At 69.8% G+C, this 19,922-nt stretch carries 10 protein-coding genes; 4 read left to right on the top strand and 6 right to left on the bottom strand.

The genetic code is table 11. The annotated features are described in order from the left end of the window. Positions 1-21 precede the first annotated feature (21 nt). The 6 genes from IEY99_RS05520 to IEY99_RS05495 all read right to left on the bottom strand — a co-directional run bounded on the left by IEY99_RS05520 (position 22) and on the right by IEY99_RS05495 (position 6,693). Positions 22-1,482, bottom strand: coding sequence for a cellulose binding domain-containing protein (locus tag IEY99_RS05520; protein ID WP_189199845.1), 1,461 nt, complete (start codon positions 1,480-1,482; stop codon positions 22-24). A 105-nt stretch (positions 1,483-1,587) separates the two neighbouring features. After that, positions 1,588-2,025 (bottom strand): VOC family protein, encoded by a 438-nt coding sequence (locus tag IEY99_RS05515; protein WP_189199843.1) that lies wholly within the window; start codon positions 2,023-2,025, stop codon positions 1,588-1,590. Between the two features lie 34 nt (positions 2,026-2,059). After that, positions 2,060-2,419: a nuclear transport factor 2 family protein gene (locus IEY99_RS05510; RefSeq protein ID WP_189199841.1), complete on the bottom strand. Its 360-nt coding sequence runs from the start codon at positions 2,417-2,419 to the stop codon at positions 2,060-2,062. A gap of 67 nt (positions 2,420-2,486) precedes the next feature. Beyond that, the gene (locus IEY99_RS05505) at positions 2,487-4,121 is read right to left on the bottom strand and encodes a DUF2334 domain-containing protein (protein WP_189199839.1); all 1,635 of its coding nucleotides are present in this window, start codon (positions 4,119-4,121) and stop codon (positions 2,487-2,489) included. Then, on the bottom strand, positions 4,121-5,314 hold the full coding sequence (wecB, locus tag IEY99_RS05500; RefSeq protein ID WP_189199837.1) for a non-hydrolyzing UDP-N-acetylglucosamine 2-epimerase: 1,194 nt from the start codon (positions 5,312-5,314) through the stop codon (positions 4,121-4,123). Before wecB ends, IEY99_RS05505 begins: the two co-directional genes overlap by 1 nt. A 32-nt stretch (positions 5,315-5,346) precedes the next feature. Next, entirely contained in the window at positions 5,347-6,693 is a 1,347-nt protein-coding gene (locus IEY99_RS05495) for a glycosyltransferase (RefSeq protein ID WP_189199835.1), read from the bottom strand. 383 nt (positions 6,694-7,076) lie between these two features. Here IEY99_RS05495 and IEY99_RS05490 point away from each other — a divergent pair, with 383 nt between their 5' ends. The 4 genes from IEY99_RS05490 to IEY99_RS05475 all read left to right on the top strand — a co-directional run bounded on the left by IEY99_RS05490 (position 7,077) and on the right by IEY99_RS05475 (position 19,914). Then, positions 7,077-7,646 carry a type 1 periplasmic-binding domain-containing protein gene (locus IEY99_RS05490; protein WP_189199833.1) on the top strand — a complete coding sequence of 190 codons (570 nt, stop codon included), beginning with the start codon at positions 7,077-7,079 and terminating at the stop codon, positions 7,644-7,646. Between the two features lie 100 nt (positions 7,647-7,746). Then, positions 7,747-18,528, top strand: a complete 10,782-nt coding sequence (locus tag IEY99_RS05485) for a LamG-like jellyroll fold domain-containing protein (protein ID WP_189199831.1) — start codon at positions 7,747-7,749, stop codon at positions 18,526-18,528. A 45-nt stretch (positions 18,529-18,573) separates the two neighbouring features. After that, complete coding sequence (locus IEY99_RS05480) at positions 18,574-19,035, top strand: hypothetical protein (RefSeq protein ID WP_189199829.1); 462 nt, start codon at positions 18,574-18,576, stop codon at positions 19,033-19,035. A gap of 300 nt (positions 19,036-19,335) precedes the next feature. Next, positions 19,336-19,914 (top strand): DUF1449 family protein, encoded by a 579-nt coding sequence (locus IEY99_RS05475; RefSeq protein WP_189199827.1) that lies wholly within the window; start codon positions 19,336-19,338, stop codon positions 19,912-19,914. Positions 19,915-19,922: the final 8 nt, after the last annotated feature.

The following is a 19,922-nucleotide window of genomic DNA, read 5'->3' as shown; positions in this document are numbered from 1 at the left end:
GAAGGGGGGGAGGGTGGTACCTCAGCCGGTGAAGCCGGCGAAGATCTTGCTGAACTCGAACGGCGTCTGCGGCACGTTCGTGCACTGGAACAGCGCGCCGTTGCAGGCGTTGCGGTCCCGGTTCACCTCCCAGAAGGAGACGAAGCCGATGTTGTCGCGGTTGGCCGCCGCGACGACGTCGCGGGCGTCGCTCTGGCTGAAGGTGCCGTTGTCGTCGTTCTTGCCCAGCATCGGGGTGACGCCGACCTTGGCGAAGGCGGCCGCGTCGCCGATGCCGAGGACCGACTTCAGCTGGTCCTTGGTCGACTTGACGGCCTGGATCGCCAGGTCGCCGTAGTCCTGGCCGGCGCGGCCGTAGTCCATCGCCATGATGTTCACCAGGTCCAGGTCCACGCCGGCGTTCTTGGCCGAGCGCACCACGTTCAGGCCGTCGTTGGTGAGGCCCTCGGGCAGCACCGGCAGGGTCAGGGAGATCTTCAGGCCCGGGTTGGCCTTCTGCAGAGCGGCCAGCGCGGTCGAGCGGCGGTCGATCGACGCGGCGTCGGACGAGGCCGCGCCCTCGATGTCCAGGTCGATGTAGCGCAGGTCGTACGCCGACACGACCGCCTGGTACTCGGCCTGGAGCGCCTTGACGTCGGTGCAGGCCTGGGCGAGCTCGACGCCGGTGGCGCCGCCGAAGGACACCTTCACGTCGCCGCCGGCCGCCCGCAGCGCGTCGATCTGGTCGCGGAACTTGCCGCTACGCGGGTCGAAGGCGCCGAACCAGCTGGCCTTGCAGCCCGCGCCGGTCACGAAGGCCAGCGAGTAGGACTTGACGTTCCCGCTGGCGGCCAGCTGGGCGAGGGTCGTGCTGCCGTTGGAGAGCAGGCCCATGTCCACGTACGGGGCCACGCGCACGTTCTTGCCACCGCCGGTGGGCGGCGGCGTGGTGGTCGCCGGCGGCTCGGTCGGCTCGGCCGGCTTCGTCGGCGCGGTGGCGGTCGGCTTGGTCGTCGGCGCCGTGCTGGGAGCGGTGGTCGGCGCCGTGGTCGGAGTCGTCGGTGCGGTGGTCGGGGCCGAGCCGCCGCCGGTGCAGGACGCGCCGTTGATCGTGCAGCTGGTGGGCTCGCCGCTGCCGGCCACGATGAAGCCGAACTCGGCGGTGGCGCCGGCCGGGATCGTCGCGTTGTAGCCCTTGTTCGCCGCCGTCGAGGTGGCACCCGAGGTGGTCACGGCCGCGTCCCAGAAGCTGCCGAGCTTCGCGGTCGCGGGCAGGCCGAAGGCGAGCTGCCAGCCCGTGACGGCGCTGTCACCGGTGTTCTTGATGACGTACCGGGCCTGGTAACCCGAGCCCCAGTCGGAGTCCTTGGCGAACGTCGCGGTCAGTCCGCCGGCCGCCTTGGTGCTGGGGGCCGTCGCCGCCATCGCGGCAACCGCGCCCCCGCCGACGGCGAGCAGCGCGGCTCCCACGTAGATGGATACGCGTAGACGTTTGCGTGACATGGAGGACTCCGATCGCGGTGGCTACGAACGGAGTCGATCGTGGGGCAAGGGGGCTTAAAGCGTTCTGCCAATTTCCTTAAGAGTTTTTGAAGTCCGCCGCCGGCGTCAGCTGATGCAGAACTCGTTGCCCTCGGGATCGCGCATGACGCACCACGTGAACGGCCCCTGGCGGCCGTCCTGGACGAAGGTCGCGCCGCGGGCGACCAGCTCGTCACGGACCCGCTCGCGGTGCTCGTCGCCGACCCAGACGTCGACGTGGATGCGGTCCTTGACGATCTTGGGCTCCGGCACGTGGTTGAAGAGCATCCTGCGCGGCTTCCCGCTCGGCAGCTTCTCCGGGTGGACGATGGCCGCGCCGGTCTTCCAGACCAGGCGGCCTCGGAAGACCAGGGTCTCGTCCTCGGTCGCGAAGCCCTTGGCGACCATGTCCCGGATGAAGTCCTCGTCCTGCGGCTCGACCTGCCAGCCCAGCGTCTCGGCCCACCACTCGGCCTGGGTGTGCGGGTCGGTGCTGTCGACGGTCACCTGGAAGTCATATGCCATGCCGGGGAGACTAGGGCCGACCTCCGACAAAAAATCAGTCGTCGAGCAGACCGGGGAAGAACCGGCGCAGCGAGACCACGTCGTACACCTGCCGGATCTCGGTCAGCTTGCCGCCGGCGACGGTGAGGAACTCGGCCAGGCGGACCGTGCCGAAGGGTGCGGCGCAGTCGTAGATCAGCGACGCCCGGTCGCCGGTGCAGACCGTCGAGACGATCGAGATCGAGTCGGCGAAGGCGGCGATGCGGTGCAGGGTCTGAACGAGCTCCTCGTCGTCCACCGGGAGCTCCAGGTTCCACTCCACCTCGACGTCCGGCGCGATGACCCGGCGCACCGCCCCGCGGTCCCCGGTGATCCAGGATGCGGAATAGAAGGCGACCACCTCGGTGGTTTCCATGGCGACTCCTCGGTCGTGACAGCGGCCGCCGTCCCGGTGGGACGGCGGCCGCGGCCGGCGGATGCGATCAGCTGGCGACCATCGAGTCACCGGTCACGAAGGTGTAACCCTGCGCCTTGATCCCGGGTACGACCTGCTTCAGGTAGTCCGTGCCCAGGTAGGGGTGGTAGAAGAAGCTGGCCACACCGTCGCGGACGACGAGGTTGCGCTCGGCCGAGGCCACCAGGTCCGAGGGGAGCCGGGCCGGGTGGTTGTTGAACGCGCTCGGCTCGACGTTGCCGATGTTCTCCGGGATGACCACCGAACCGTAGACGTCGCGGACGGCGTACGGGAAGAACTGGCCGAAGTGGCGGGTGTAGTCGAACTTGCGTCCGGTGAGGACGCCCGGGAAGTACAGGCCCCGGTCGTAGCGCTTGCCGACGATCGAGGTGACCGTCTGGTAGTCGACGGCGCTGCCGGCGTAGTGCGGGAACTCGAAGGTGGTGGGCACGCCCAGGCCGGCGAGGGCGAAGGTCAGGCCCGAGGCGGCGATCCGGGTGGCCATGAACGCGGCGGAGTCGCCGGCGACCGGGCCGTCGTAGATCACGCTGTCCTTCTCGTCGACGTGGGCGCGGTAGAACTCGAAGTCGTTGGCGCTCATGCCGTCGTACGGGTTGGCCGTGTTGCCGTTCTGGTGCGTGTAGCCGTGCATGAGCAGCGTGCCGCCGCGCTGCTGCATGTAGCGCAGCGCCGAGACGACCTGCGGCCGCTGCAGCAGCGTGTAGTCCTCGGCCTTGCCGTCGTTGTCCACGCCCTTGGGGTTGCGGAAGCGGGGGTAGACGGCGACGCTGAACGGAACCTTCTGGGAGTACAGGTAGTCGGCGATCGCGCGCAGCTCGGCGGGGTCCGAGTCCGGGCCGACGTCCTCGATGCGGGCCAGGGCGCGGTGGCGCTCGCGGGAGACCCCGGTGTTGCCGAGCGAGTCGAAGAGCAGGTCGGCGAAGGCCAGGTAGCGGTCGTCGTGGGTCACGTACGCGAACGGGATCTCGCCGACGTAGGTGAAGTTGCCGGACTGCACCGCCCACGGGAAGGAGGAGCCGTCCGGGCGTACGGCGGAAGCCAGGGTCTTGATCTTCGTTGCGTCGCTGATCGACAGGTTCATGATCCCGGACTTGTTCGCCGTGTCGCGGGTCAGCTTGCGGCCCTTGTAGTCCACCGTGGCCACGTCGGTGACGTCGAACGAGCCGCTGGTGAAGCCGTGCTCCGCGGCGAACGACGCGTCCCGCGAGGTGAGCTGCCAGATGTTGTCGAAGAGCCAGGTGACCGGCTTCTTCGTCGCGGCGACGTCGTCGAGGAACGCGGCCGGCAGCGGCTCGTCGTAGGTGGACCCGAGGTAGACGACCGCGGTGTACGCGTCCAGGTCGCGCGCCTTGTAGCTGGTCACCGGCGCGGCGGTCCACGAGCCGAAGTGCGAGGCGAGGTTCGCGGTCTGGGTGGCGTAGACCTCGCCCATCCAGCCGTAGTCGCCGGTGGTGTCGTAGAGCACCAGGGTCTTCGCCGTGCCGCCGCCGGGCGCGGCCTTGCCGGACTTCGCGGCGATCGGCGCCGGAGCGGGAACCTCCGCGGCGTCGGCGGTGACGACGCCCATGCCGAGCATGGCGGTGGCGGTGAGGGCGGCACCCACGCCGACCAGGGCACGACGGCTCAACTTGAAGATGCGCATCAGAGGGACGCTCCGTACGTGGCAGTGGCGGGGGAGTCGAGGGCGGGCATGGCGTCGGGGGCCTCGGTGAGGCCGAGCACGGCGGCGGTGGCCTGGGCGGTACGCCGGGCCGCGAGGCCGTCGCCGTACGGGTTTCCGCCGGCGGTCATCGCGTCGCGGCGGACCCGGCTGTCGAGCAGCTCGGCCGCCTCCTTGACGATCAGGTCGGTGTCCGAGCCGACGAGCCTCGCGCAGCCGGCGTGCAGCGACTCGACGCGCTCGGTGACGTCGCGCAGGACCAGGGCGGGTACGCCGAACGACGGCGCCTCCTCCTGGATGCCGCCCGAGTCGGTGAGCACGAGGTACGCCTCGGACAGCAGGCGCGACAGGTCCGGGTACGGCAGCGGGTCGGTGACCGTGACCCGCTCGATGCCGGCGAGACCGGCCTCGACCTGGGCGCGGACCGCCGGATTGGGGTGGCTGGGCAGGATCACGTCGATGTCGGCGTACCGGCTGACCAGCTCGCGGACCGCGGCCAGGATGCGGTCCAGGGGAGCGCCCCAGGACTCGCGCCGGTGCGCGGTGACGAGCACCAGCCGGCGGTCGCCGGCGGCGGCCCGGGCGGCCGCGACCTGGGCGTTCTCGAAGGGCATCCGGCGAGCGGCGACGGCGAGCGTGGCGTCCACGACGGTGTTGCCGGCGATCAGCACGTCCGCGGTGGCGATGTTCTCGTCCAGCAGGTTCATCGCGGCCAGCGGGGTGGGCGCCAGGTGCAGCGCGGCGACCTGGGCGACCAGGCGGCGGTTGGCCTCCTCGGGGAACGGCGAGTCGAGGTCGCCGGAGCGCAGGCCGGCCTCCAGGTGCACCACCGGGATCCGGCGCCAGAAGGCGGCGAGCGCGCCGGCCAGGCTGGTGGTGGTGTCGCCCTGCACGATCACCGCGGCCGGGGTGCGGGCGGTCCACAGCTCGTCCAGCTGCCGGATCATCTCGGTGAGCAGCTCGGCCTGGCTGCCGGTGCCGCGCTCGACCTGGAGGGTGACGTCCGGGGTGAGGTCGAAGGCGGCGAGCGCCTGGCCGACCATCGCCGGGTGCTGGCCGCTGGCGACCAGGACGGGGGCGAGCAGCCCGGCCTCGCGCATGGCGAGCACGACCGGGGCGAGCTTGACGGCTTCGGGGCGGGTGCCGCCGATCAGGTGCACTTCGGGCAGTGACATGGGGGGAGCCCTTACTTCGAGGAGGGGGAGCCTCAGGCGGGGACGGGGACGTGCAGTGGTGCGTCGATCGGCTCTTCGGCGAGCCGTTCGGTCTTGGCCCAGGTCTGCCGGCCGCTGGCCTGGCGGAACAGCGCCCGGTAGGTCGCGACCAGGCCGAGGAGCAGGAAGACCGGGTACGCGAGGGCCGCGGTGAAGAGCCTGGGGAGGCTCTCGTCGCGCAGTCGGTGACGGTGCACCAGGGCCCAGACGAAGCCGGGGAACAAGGTGACCGCGAACCACACCTCGCCGCTGTACGCCAGTTGCCGCCAGGTCGGCAGGTACGGCATGGGGTGGCCGACCGCCAGGCCGGTCGCGGCGACCGAGACGCCGGCGATCAGGACCACGGTCACCAGCGCGTTGAGCCAGGGCGAGATCAGGTAGTGCAGCATCTCGAGCAGGGAGGTGAGCCCGATCCGCGGCGAGGCGACCAGCGGGCGCAGGTAGCGGGCGCACTGCAGGTTGCCCTGCGCCCAGCGGGTGCGCTGGCGGGTGAGCCGGCGCAGGTCGACGACGGCCTGCTGGGTGACGGCCGCCCGGGAGGTGTAGCGGATGCCGACCCCGTCGAGGTGCATGCGCAGGCCGAGCTCGAGATCCTCGACCAGGCAGGCCGACCAGGGCGAGCCACCGAGGGCCAGCAGCGCCGAGAGCCGGGTGAACTGCCCGTTGCCGCCGAGGCCGACCGTGTCGATGGTGTCGCGCAGGCTCTGGCAGGCGTTGACGATCGCCGCGAATTCGAGGTCCTGCACCGCGCCGAGCAGCTTGTCCCGGTTGCGGATGCGCACCTGCACCTGCACCGCGCCGATGCTCGGGTCGCGCATCATCCGGGAGACTTCGAGCAGGATGTTGCGGCTGCCCTGGCCGTCGCCGTCGATGATGCCGATGACGACCCGTTCCGGGCTGACGCCGGCCTCGGCGGTGCGCTCGGCGATGTAGCGGTAGGCCGCGTTGAGTGCCTCGCCCTTGCCCTGGCGGGCTTCCGGCAGCTCGCGGCGCAGGACCACCAGCCGCGGGTGATCGATCGCGGCGAGCACCTCGGGGGTGCGGTCGTCGGAGCCGTCGTCGACCACGAGGACCCGGGCGAGCGTGCCGCCGGGACCGCCCAGCCCGAGCGCGGCCTTGACGGTGTTGCCGACGACGACCTCTTCGTTCAGCGCCGGCACGATGATCCAGAAGTGCTCCGGGGTGGCGTCGCCGTGCGCGAGGGACTTCACGACCAGCGACTTGCGGTGGGACGCCACGTAACGCACCGCGAAGCTGACGAGCCCGAGGGTGGAGACGGGCCAGGCGAGCAGGATCGCGTAGCCGATGACCACGATGAACCAGCTGTCGGCTGCCGTCATTGCCCACCTCCCCGATTCCGTCACCGAATGTGTTGTCGCCCGGGCGACTCTTGCCGTGTCGCTGGACGTATCAGGACATTAGGCGGCTACTGAGAGTGCATCAAGGGCCGCGATCCAACCGGTGGGCGGGACTGGCCATTTGGGCCATGTCAGACATCTCAGGCAGCGCAAAAAGGGCCAAACGGGATCGGACGCAGAGTCACTCATCGTCAGGGCAAATCGCTCAGAACAGGCCAGACTGGTGCGCCAGGCAGCCGCTCGACCACTGTCCGTAGTGTCGACCGCGGCTCGCCTCCGGCGATGCGAGGGTCACAGTGTGTAATGGGGCCTGTTGACGTTGCGTTTCCGCGTACGTACTCTCCCCAGCCATGCTTGGCGGACGAGTGGATCGACGACTCCGGGGCGCGGCGCGGGTACGACCCTCGGCGCCCCGGTTCCGGCTGCCCGGCGGGCGCCGCACCCGGCTGGCCGTCGGCGGTGCCGCGGCGCTTCTCGTGGGCGGCCTGCTGGCCTGGCTCTGGTGGCCGGAATCCGGACCGGATCCGCGCTCGCGGGTCTACACCGAGGCGACCGCGTGCCTGCTCACCCCCGCCGGCGGCGTCACCGACGCGCAGGCCGCGCCGGTCTGGGCCGGGATGCAGCGGGCCTCGCTCGCCACCCTGGGCAAGGTGCAGTTCCTGGAGGTCGACGGCCCGCAGACCGGCGAGAACGCGAAGACCTTCCTGGCCACCCTCGCGGCCGGCCGGTGTGATCTCGTTCTCACGGCGGGCGCGGCGCCCAACGCGGCGCTCGCCGCCGCGGCCGCCACTTACCCGAATGCCCGTTTCGTGCTGGTGGGCAAGGGATCGCCGCAGGGCAATGTGTCCGTTGTGGATGCGCAACGTCCGGATCAGGTGTCTGCGCAGGTAGAGCAGCGGGTCACCGCCGTCCTGAACGCCGCGGCCGGGGACTGATCAGCCGAACGGTCAGATCTGAACCTTAGGTTTGCCTGAAGTTTCTCTGATACCGCAAGATCCTCCCGCGTCTCAGGCAATGAGGGGGAGGAACCGGCTCATGCGCCGTGTCTCGAAACGGATCGCGGTCGTCACGGCCGTCGTGGTCGGGCTGTCCGTCGCCGCTCCGGTGGGCGCGGTCCGCGACCCCGAACTGCCGATCTCCTGGTTGTGGGACTGGGTCGGCCAGCGTCCGTCCTGGGCCAAGCCCGCACCGGCCGTACCCGAGCAGAAGCGGGGCAAGAGCGGCCGGGAAGGCCAGGTCTCCGCCGACGTGACCGACGCGGACGGCGGCGCCGGGCGGGCGCCGAAGCCGGCGGCCGGCACCCTCGAGGCGTACCAGCCGCACGTTCCCGGCGGCAAGCGGGAGGTCACCGAGGAGATCCCGCAGGGCTTCGACGAGAAGACCAGCGACCGGGACGCGGGCCGCTCGGACGCCCGCTCGGACGTCTTCGAGAACGAGGACGGCTCGCTCACCGAGAAGACCTACCCCCGGCCGGTCAACTTCAAGGCCCCGGACGGCAGCTGGCAGCCGATCGACTCCGACCTGGAGAAGCGCGCCGACGGCCGGCTGCACGTCACCGCCAACAGCCTGGACGCCTCGGTGGCCGCCGCGGTCACCGAGGCGAAGGCCCCCGCGACCGCGCCCGCCACCCCCGGCGCGGCCCCGGACCCGGCCACGGCGGCGAAGCCCGCCGGTGCGAAGCTCGCCGAGCTCGAGCTGCCGACCGGCGAGAGCGTCGGCTACTGGCTCGACGGCGCCCGGGCGGTCGTCCCGGTCGTCGACGGCAGCACCGCCACGTACCCCGGGATCCTGCCGGAGACGGACCTCGAGCTGCAGACCTTCGACGCGGGCATCAAGGAGACGCTGATCCTCAAGTCGCGCTCCGCGGCGTCCACCTGGACCTTCCCCCTCGCGCTGAACGGGCTCACCCCGCGCGTGGACAAGACCGGCAGCATCGAGCTGCGCAACGCCGCGGGCAAGGCCGTCGCCTGGCTGCCCAAGGGCTTCATGCAGGACTCCAAGGTCGACCCGCGCTCCGGCGCCGCGGCGGAGTCCAGCGCCGTCACCTACCGGATCATCGACCGCAACGGCACCCCGGCGCTGCGGGTCGAGGCGGACCGGGCCTGGCTCGACGACCCCGCCCGGGTCTACCCGGTCAAGGTCGACCCCACCGCGACCACCGGTACCACCGGCGACGTCTTCGTCGACAGCCCCAACTCCGGCAGCCACAACGGCGACAACCTGCCCATCGGTACCTACGACGCCGGCGCCCACAAGGCCCGCTCGTTCATCCACCTGGACGAGTTCGACGACAACGGCTTCAAGGGCAAGCGGATCACCAAGGCGCAGCTCAAGCTCTTCCTGAGCTGGACCTACAGCTGCACCGTCGACCGGGCGTTCGACGTGCGCGCGGCCACCCAGAAGTGGGCCGTGGCCGACCTGACGACCGGTGGCTGGCCGGGCCCGACGTACTCCGCCCCGATCGGCTCGCTGACCGTCACCGACCCCGGCGCGGCCTGCACCAACACCGGCGGCGACCGGTCCAAGGGCAAGTGGGTCACGGTGCCGCTGAACGTCGCCACGTTCGACAAGTGGGCCAAGGGCGAGCCCAACTACGGCCTGGCGCTGACCGCCTCGGAGACCGACTCCAACGCCTGGAAGCGGTTCACCTCGGCCAACTACCTCAGCGGCCAGTACAAGCCGGTGCTGGAGCTGACCTACTCCGACAACGTCGCGCCGCAGGTCGACGTGCGCTACCCGGCGAACAACGCGGTCATTCCCACGCTCACCCCGCAGCTCCTGGTCAAGGGCCACGACGCGGACAACTGGCCGGCCAAGGGCCTGACCTACACGTACACCGTGACCAGCGCGGACGGTAAGACCGTCATCGCCACGTCGCCCGCGGTGAGCTCGGCGTGGACCGTGCCGGCCGGCAAGCTGAACTGGAACACCACCTACCTCTACACGGTCAAGGCGTACGACACGGTCTCGTACAGCTCGGCCACCGCCTCGTACGCATTCACCACCGCGGTCCCGCAGCCGATGCTCACCAGCGGCCTCGCCCAGAACGGCGGCAAGGGCTTCGACGCGAGCACCGGCAACTACACGACCTCGGCCACCGACGCGTCCGTCGCCACGGTCGGCCCGTCGCTGTCGATCATCCGTAACTACAACAGCCTGGACGCCCGCCGCGACACGGCGTTCGGCGCCGGCTGGTCGAGCATCCTCGACACCCGGGCCACCCAGGTTCCCGACACCGCCGGCGTGGTCCAGTCCGTGCGGGTGACCTATCCGACCGGTGAGGAGGTGGCCTTCGGCCGGGCCGGGAACGGCACCTTCGTGCCGCCGTCCGGTCGCTTCGCCACCTTCGCGGAGACCAGGAGCGGCACCACGCTCACCGGCTACACCCTCACCGACAAGCAGGCGACCGTCTACACGTTCGGCCGTAGCGCGGGCAACGGCGTGTTCCGGCTGACCGCGATCACCGACGCGAACGGCCGCAAGCTCTCGATCGAGTACGGCGCGGACGGCAACCCGGCCACGCTCACGAGCGCGTCGGGCCGGACGCTGAAGGTGGGCTGGGAGACGCCGGCGGGCGCGTCGGCGCCGCACGTGTCGTGGGTTGCCACGGATCCGGCCACGCCGGGCGACTGGGACACCGCCAACACGTGGTCGTACGCGTACGTCGAGGACCGGCTGACCCGGGTGTGCCAGCCGGACAACTGGGAGCAGTGCTGGCAGTACGGCTACACGACCACCTCGCAGTACCGCAACGCCGTGCTCAACCTCGACCCCGAGTCGTACTGGCCGCTCGGTGACACCGCCGGTACCGCCGCCACCAGCGCGGTCCTGGCGAACGCCGGGATCGACACCGCCCGCTACAACGCCGTGACGCTCGGCCAGCCCGGCGGCCTGCCCGGCAGCGCGGCGCCCGCGGCCGGCTTCAACGGCACCAGCTCGTACGTCCAGCTGCCCAGCAACCTGCTCGCGGGCGGTCAGTACCAGTCGGTCAGCATGTGGTTCAAGACGGCGACCCCGGGCGGCGTGCTGTTCAGCTACAACGGCGACCCGATGAGCAAGGGCACCACCACCGGCGACTACACGCCCGCGCTCTACATCGACAAGTACGGCAAGCTGCGGTCGGAGTTCTGGACCGGCTCGTCGGCCGCCGCGCTGAACTCGAACACCGTCGTCACCGACGACAAGTGGCACCACGTGGTGCTGGCCGGTGCGGGTAACACCCAGACCCTCTACCTGGACGGGGTGGCGAAGGGCTCGCTGAACGGCACCATCTACCTCGCCACGTCCGCCAGCGGCGCGAACATCAACATCGGCGCCGGTTACGTCGGCGGCGGCTGGCCGGACCACCTCAACACCGGCGCGTCCCCCGCGAAGGCGACCTTCTTCAAGGGCTCCATCTCCGACGTCGCGTTCTTCAACCAGACCCTCGATGCCGGCCGGGCGGCCCTGCTGAACAAGGCCGGCCGCACCGAGCAGCCCGTGCTCGACGCCGTGATCCGGCCCAGCGGCGGAGTCACCGCGCGCGTCGGCTACAACAAGACCACCGGCCGTACCGACGCCGTCATCGACGAGAACGGCGGCACGTGGAAGCTGGACCCGCCGGCCGTGGCGGGCAGCAGCCGGGTGTACGCGGCCGCGGTGCTGGGCGCCCGCCCGCAGGACTACTGGCGCCTGGGCGACAACGCCGTCACCGACGCCGTCAACGAGGTCGCCGGCGGCACCGCCACGTACAGCAACGTGAAGCTGAACGACACCGCCGGCCCGTTCGCCGACACCACCGCGGCGCAGTTCGACGGGGTGTCGTCCTATGTCGAGCTGCCCGCCGAGGACGTCCCGACGACCGGCCCGCACTCCGTCGAGATGTGGTTCAAGATGCCGGCCGGCAACACCAAGGGCGGCGTGCTGTTCGGCTACCAGTCCTCCGCGATCGACGAGCCGGCCGGCTCGGAGTGGATCCCCGCCCTGTACGTGGGCACCGACGGCAAGCTGCGCGGCCAGTTCTGGGACAGCACCGGGGTGAACCCGATGGTGACCCCGGCCGCGGTGAACGACGGCAAGTGGCACCACGTGGCGCTGACCGCGACCACCAACGCCCAGGCGATCTACCTCGACGGCGCGGTCGCGGCCGTCAAGTCCGCGACGCTCGGCGCCACCGGTGCCAACCGCGCCTACCTCGGCGCGGGCCGGTGGGCGGGCGGCTGGCCCGCCCACGGCACCGTCGACAACGGCTACTTCCCCGGCGCCATCGCGGAGTTCGCGTACTACCAGTCGGCGCTGACCGGCGCCCAGGTCGCCGACCACGTGGCGACGGTCAAGCGGACCGCGCCGGTCGCCATGACCATGATCTCCGGGGTCGCCCAGGCCATCCCGATGCCGGTCTCCCAGGTCACCGTCACCACGCCCACCGGCGACAAGCAGGTCTCCAGCTACGACCTGGTCAACGGCAACCGGATCGTGGCGCAGACCGACGAGCTCGGCAACACCACGCGCTACGGCTACGACGTCGGTGGTTACGCCAGCATGGTGTACGACCCGAACGGCGTGCTGACCCAGACGCTGCAGGACGCCCGCGGCAACACCAAGCAGTCGATCACCTGCCAGGACCAGAGCGCCAACAAGTGCTCGTCGGTGTACTTCACCTACTTCCCGGATGCGACCAGCACCACGCTGGCCCCGAACCCGAAGAACGATCTGCTGCTCACCGCCCGTGACGGCCGGTCCGCCTCGGCGACCGACGACACGTACCTGACCAGCAACACCTACGACGACAAGGGGAACCTGACCGCGGTCACGGATCCGCTCAAGCGGGTCACCCGGACCTCGTACACGGACGCCTCCACCGTCGCGGCCGACGGCGGCACCCCGCCGCCGGGCCTGCCGACGAAGGTCGTCACCCCGGGTGGTGCGGAACAGACCGTCACCTACTACCGGTCCGGTGACATCGCGCAGGTGACCGAGCCCAACGGCAAGATCACCAAGTTCACGTACGACGCCCTCGGCCAGGTGCTCACCGAGACCGAGGTCACGAGCGGCAACCCGGCCGGTGCGGTCACCTCGCACACCTACGACCGGATGGGCCGCGAGGTGACCCAGACCGACCCGCCGTCCACCAACCGGGTCACCGGCGCGGTGCACACCGCGGTCGCCACCACCCGCTACGACGTCGACGGCAACCCGGTCGAGGTCATCACCTCCGACGCCACCGGCGGCGACGCCGCGCGGGTGGAGAAGCACGGCTACAACGAGTACGGCCAGGAGGTCAGCTACACGACCCCGGGCGGCGCGACGACCACGTTCACGTACGACACCGCGGGCCGGATGATCGACCAGACCGGGCCCGACGGGCAGGTCACCCGCAGCAAGTACGACGCCAGGGGCAACCTGGTCCGCTCGATCCTCGTCGGCTGGAAGGGCGACGCCTCGACCTGCCCGGGCATGGATCCGGAGCCGGACGGCGGCCTGGTGGTGGCCCGCAACTCGTACGACCCCGCCGGCCGCCTCGCCACCGAGACCGACGCGATGTGCTGGACCACCACCCACAAGTACACGGACAACGGCCTCGAGGCCGAGGTCAGCCGCACCGACGGCACCCAGACGTTCGTCCTGGCCACCAAGAAGTACGACGCGGCCGGCAACGTGATCGAGGAGACCGCCAACAACGGCGTCACCACGGTCACCCACGACTACGACGCCGCCGGCCGGGAGACCTCCTCGGTGTCCGACCCGGCGGGCGCCAAGCGCACCACCCTCACCAGCTACAACTCCGACGACCAGGTCGTCGGCACCACGATGAAGGACGGCTCCGGCTCCGTCGTGGCCAAGATGGAGGCCCTCGTCGACCGGGCCGGGCGGACGCTGGCGCAGACCACGTACCTGTCCGGCAAGCCGGCCCCCGTCGGCCGGTGGCGCTTCGGCGACGGATCCGCCTCGCCGGCCGCCGACACCGGCGGCAACAGCCCGGCCACCTCGCCGGGTGGGGTCACCCACAGCGACGAGCGCGGGGGTTCCGCGGTCTTCGACGGTGCCCACGCGCTCCAGACGGCCGGGCCGGTCGTCGACACCTCGCGCAGCTTCACCGTCTCGGCCTGGATCAAGCTGGCCGACAAGGACCGGCTCTACCGGGTGGTCTCGTCCAGCAGCGAGGAGCAGTCCCCGTTCGACCTGTCGTACGACAAGGACAGCGACCGCTGGCGCTTCATGGTCATCGGCGTGGACGAGGCCAACACCGGCTCCGGTGTCGAGGCCCTCTCCACGTCCGTCCCCGAGGCCGGCAGGTGGACCCACCTGGTCGGCACGTACGACGCCGCGGCCGGCGTCAACAAGCTGTACGTCGACGGCCGGCTCGAGGGCACCCACGAGTCCGCCAAGGCGTTCCGCGGCACCGGCCCCATGGTGATCGGCGCCGGCATGTGGAACTCCTACCTCGGCAACCACTTCAACGGCTCGGTCAGCGACGTCCAGGTGTACTCGGAGGCGCTCAGCGCGACCGAGGCCGCCGACCTGCAGGCCGGTGCGCTGCCCACGGCGAGCGCGAAGATCAGCCGTACCAGCTACGCGTACGACCAGGACGACAACGTCATCTCGGCGACCGACCCGAACGGCAACACCTCGTACGTCTCGTACGACGAGGACGGCAACCCGGTGAAGTCGACGGCGCCCGCGGCCAAGGCGGAGACCGCCTCGTCCGCGCCCGCGCTGGCCAACGCGGTCAGCTGGACCGGCTACAACACCTTCGGCGAGCCCACCGACAGCAAGGACGCGCTGGGCAACTGGTCGGTCACGTACTACGACGCGGACGGCCGCCCCACCCTGCAGCGGATGCCGGCCTACACGGCGCCGGGCGCGTCGGCCGCGGTCTCCCCGGAGGTCATCCGCACCTACCACCCGGGCGGCGAGCTCGCCACGGTCACCGACCCGGACGGCAACGTCACCAGCTACGAGTACGACCAGCTGGACCGGCTCACCAAGACCACCACGGCGGACGGCGGCGTCACCACGTACGCCTACAACATGACCGGCGACGTGCTCTCCGTGACCGACCCGACCGGCGCGGTCTCGCAGGCCACCTGGGACTTCCTCGGCCGGCGGGTCACCTCGACCGACGTGGTCCGGCAGGACGCGACGGCGGCGACCACCACCTTCACGTACGGCCGCGGCGGCTGGCTCGCCGAGGTGCTCTCGGCGGCCAAGGTCAAGACCAGCACCACGTACAACGACCTCGGCGAGCCGATCACCATCCAGGACGGTGCCGGCAACCTGACCAGGACGACCTACGACGGCGCCGGCCGCGCGGTGAAGACGACGCTGCCGGACAACACCTACAGCACGACCGAGTACGACTTCGGCGGCCAGGCGCTCAGCACGGCCTCCTACAGCGCGGCGGGCGTACTGCTGCGCAGCGAGGCGACGGAGTACGACGCGGCGGGCAACGTGGTCGCCACCGTCGACGGCCGCAAGACCCGGACCACCTTCGAGTACGACGCCACCGGCATGCTGGTCAAGGAGCGGCAGCCGATCAGCGGCTCCGACGCCATCGAGACGAGCTTCGGCTACGACCTCGAGGGCAACCGGACGCGGTTCACCGACGGGCGCGGCAACGCGTTCTGGACCACGTACAACAGCTGGGGCCTGCCCGAGTCGCAGATCGAGCCGTCCACGGCGGCCCACCCGCAGGCGGCCGACCGGACCTTCACGGTCGCCTACGACAAGGCCGGCCGGGTCGCGAAGCAGCTCCTGCCCGGCGGGGTGAGCATCACCAACACCTACGACCCGATGGGTCAGCTCACCAAGCAGTCGGGCACGGGCGCCGAGGCCGAGACCGCGGACCGCACCTTCGAGTACGACCTCGGGGGCCGCATGACGAAGTTCGCCGGCGCGGCGGGCGTCAACGAGATCACCTACGACGACCGGGACCAGCCGCGCAGCATCACCGGGCCGTCCGGCAACTCGGAGTTCCGGTACAACGGCGACGGCGCGCTCACCAGCCGCACCGACGCCGCCGGCACCACCGCGTACCAGTACGACGCCGCGGGCCGGCTGAGCAAGCTGGTCAACTCCGGCAAGGGCGTCGACCAGACCTACGCGTACAACTCGCTGTCCCTGGTCGACAGGATCACCTACAACGCCGGCAACACCCGCACCTTCACGTACGACGACCTGCACCGGCTCACCGGCGACGAGCTGAAGACGGCCGCCGGCGCCTCGGTCGCGAAGATCGAGTACGGCTGGAACGCCAACGACGACCTGACGTCGAAGAAGACCACCAACTTCGGCGGCAAGACGATCACCAACACGTACGACTACGACCTCGCGGACCGGCTCACGTCGTGGAACAACGGCACCACGACCACGGCGTACGCCTACGACAAGTCCGGCAACCGGCTGCAGAACGGCAGCAAGCTGTTCACGTACGACGCCCGCAACCGCCTGCTCACCGGCGACGGCGCCATGTACAACTACACGGCCCGCGGCACGCTGCGCTCGTCCGGACCGCAGCAGACCATGGCAGACGCGTTCGGCCAGGTGATCACGCAGGGCGTGGTCGGCGGCGGCGAGCAGACCTACAGGTACGACGGCCTCGGCCGCGTCGTCCGCGACGGGTTCGCGTACACCGGCCTGGACAACGACCTGGCCGGCGACGGCACGGCGACGTTCGTCCGCGGCGTCTCCAACGAGGTGATCGCGGAGAGCACCGCCGGTGCGACCACCCAGACCTGGACCGACCTGCACGACGACGTGGTCGGCCAGTTCACCGCCACGGGTACGACGCTGGCGTCGTCAACGGTCTACGACCCGCTGGGCAAGGTGATCGCCACGACCGGCGCGCCCGGACCCCTCGGCTACCAGTCGGAGTGGACCGACTCCTCGACCAGCCGCGTCAACATGATGGCCCGCTGGTACAACACCGACACCGGCCAGTTCGACACCCGTGACACGGTCTCGAACAACCCGGCACCCGACTCGGTCAACGCCAACCGCTACCAGTACGGCGACGCCAACCCGCTGACGGTCACGGACCCGACCGGCCACTGGGGACTCCCGTCGTGGGCGAAGTCGGCGGTCAGCTCGGTGACATCGACGGTCTCCTCGGCGTGGAACTCGACGACCTCGTTCGTGTCGTCGACGTACAACCGGGTCTCGTCGTACACCTCCTACGCGTGGAACACGACGAAGAGCTATGTGAAGAAGCAGGTCAAGAAGGTCAAGAAGAAGGTTCAGTCCTTCAAGCGGGCCGTGAAGAGGACCTGGAACAAGGCCGTCTCGAAGGTCAAGCGTGGCTGGCACAAGGCCGTCGCGAAGATCAAGAAGCACACGCCGAAGTGGCTGAAGAAGGCCTACCACAAGGCGAAGGAAATCAAGAAGAAGATCGTCAAGAAGGTCAAGCAGGCCGGCAAGGCCATCGTGGCCAAGGCGACCCGGGTGGTCAAAAAGACGGTCAGCGTCGTCAAGGACGCGGCAAAAGCCACCGGCAAGTTCATCGTCGAACACAAGGACGCCATCCTCGAGGTAGCCGCCATCGGCGGCGCGATCCTGGCCGGCGTGGCCTGCACCGCCGTCACGGCCGGCGCCGGCGCGGTGGCCTGCATGGTGGGCGCCGGCGCGCTCATCAACCTGGCCAAGGACGCCGCCCAGGGCGACATCCACGACATCGGCGACGCCCTCGGCTCGATGGGCACGGGCGCCCTCTCGGGCCTGGCCGGCGGCGCGGGCGGCATGATAGCCAGCAAGGTCGGCACGGCCATCGCCAGCAAGGCGGGCACGGGCCTGGTGGGCCGCCTCGCCACGGAGGCGGCGGAGAACGGCGTCGACGAGGTCATCAACCAGGCGGTCACGACCGGCCGGGTGGACGTGAAGTCCGCGGTGCTGGGCGTGGTCCCGGGCCTGGGCGCGGTGAGCCGCAAGACCAAGGGTGGCGGTGGCGGCGGCATGCCGTCGGTCGCGGGTCGCAACCTGGTGAGCGTCCGCGGAGGCGGGCCCGCTTGCCACAGCTTCGAGCCCGACACCAAGGTTCTGATGGCGGACGGGTCTTCGCGTCCGATCAAGGACGTGAACGTCGGTGACACGGTGCTGGCGACGGACCCGAAGACGGGTAAGTCGTCGGGTGAGCAGGTCACCGAGTTGCACCGCAACACGGACCGGGAGTTCTCGGACGTCACGGTCAAGGACCAGAACGGCAAGACGTCGGTGTTGAACACGACGCAGAACCACCCGTTCTGGAACGAGATCGACAAGAAGTGGTCGGACGCGAGGGACCTGAAGGCGGGCGACAAGCTCAAGGTCGCCGGCGAGGGCAAGGTCGTCGTCACCAACGTCCACAGCTACACCGGCACCAAGGAGATGCGCGACCTCACGGTCGACGAGATCCACACGTACTACGTGTTCGCCGGCGGCGAGCCGGTTCTCGTACACAACTGTGGGGTCAGCGGTGCACCGCATGACGGCGGCATCTATGGCCGGATGCAGCCTGCGACGGATGGTCACGAGATCAACCACATGCCGCAGAAGGCCGCCACCAAGGATTTCATCACCGAGTACAGTGGCCCGGCCATCCGGATGCGTAAGGAAGACCATCGGGAACTGAACTCGACCGGTCGCAGCGGTCCGGCTCGGCAGTGGCTGAACGAGCAGCGCAGCTTGGTTTCTTCAGGCCGTATCGACCAGGCCATGCAGCGGGACATCGATGATGTCGTCACCAAGTTCCCCGGCGAATACAACAATGCCATCGGAGATATGATCGGGGGCTTGCCGAACAACGCCCAGTATCAGGGCGCTCGGAAAGTCAAGGGATCCGTCCATGTACAATTGACTCTGTGGTGACGCTTGAATGCGGCCAGTTCTTCCGGATGATGTGGTGGGGCTGAAATGCTTGAGGTGAAACTGGATCCTCCGCGCGGAGCCGCGGGCGTCGAGATTGGCATGACGATGGAGGCCGCCGAGCAGGTTCTGGCGAGTCTTCCGGGCTATGTGGGCCCGGGGCGCGCGAAGGGTAGCCGTGGAACTGCGCATTTCTCGACGGGGATGACGATCCAGGCCCACGGTGACGACGCCGGCCGGGTGGAAGCCGTCGAGATCTATCGGCCGACGGAACCTGGAGTGCGAGTTCTCTACGGAGACATATCGATCTTCGAGGAACCCGCTGAGATCGTCGAAGGGCGGCTGGCGGGCCGGCTTCCTCTCCAGGTCATCGACGACGGGCTGACCGTCGTTGCGCCGGAGACCTTCATGGCCCTGGGAAAGTCAACTTCCGTCTATGGTGATGACTCGGAGTCCGGCTTCTTCGAATCCGTCGTAGTCGCACGTCCGGGCTATTACGAAGACCTCTAGCGGGATGCCGGGCCAGAGTCGCTGAATGTCCTTGCGGCGGCTCTCGACTCCTGGACCTGGCAGCTCCACTACCCAGGGTCTGACGGCATTCTGCGACCCTGTGCGGGTCGGCAGCTCTCGGCCGACCCGGCCCGCGAGCACCGGCGAGGTGTCCTGGTGATCGGCCGAAGGGGTGATCAACTGCGGCCGAAGCGGGGCCGCGGATATTGACCGGGCCTGTCATGATCGGTGTCACCGCAGGGGGGTTGAGACGCCACAGTGGGCGACGGGCTGCGGTAGGGCACGGGGGCAGGTCGATACATGGGTGGGTTCTTCGAGGCTGTGCTCAGCTTCCCCACCGTCGTTCTCACTCCTCTCCTTGTCGTCGTCATCGGATATTGGCTTGTCGTCATCGTGGGCGGTGCCGATCCCGAGGGCGATGGCGGCGGTGAGGACGCCGGTTTTCTCGGCTTTCTCGGGCTGAGCGGTGTGCCCGCTTCCGTGGTTCTTTCCCTGCTCATCGTCTTCGCCTGGTTTGTCACCCTGGCCGGTGCGGAGCTTTTCGGCGCCATACCCGCCGCGCTCGTTCTCGTCGCCGCTGTCGTGGTCGCCTGGCTCGTGACGCGCCTTTCCGTGCTTCTCATCAAGCGTTTTCTGCCCGCCGGCACCGAGCCGTCGCGGGCCGATTTCGTCGGTCTGACCTGCATCGTCCGGACCGGGCGGGTGACGCGGACCTTCGGGCAGGCCGAGGTGCGTGCCCCCGACGGGTCCTCCGCGATCGTGCAGGTTCGTCAGGCCGGGGACGACGAACTGCGGGCGGGCACCGTCGCCCTGCTCTACGACGTGGATCCCGACGGCGAATTCTTCTGGATCGTCCCCGCCGACATCGCCACTACCTAAAAGGAACC

The organism is Couchioplanes azureus (genome assembly GCF_014648355.1).
Taxonomy (GTDB): domain Bacteria; phylum Actinomycetota; class Actinomycetes; order Mycobacteriales; family Micromonosporaceae; genus Actinoplanes; species Actinoplanes azureus.
This window is presented reverse-complemented; position numbering and strand designations above follow the sequence as displayed.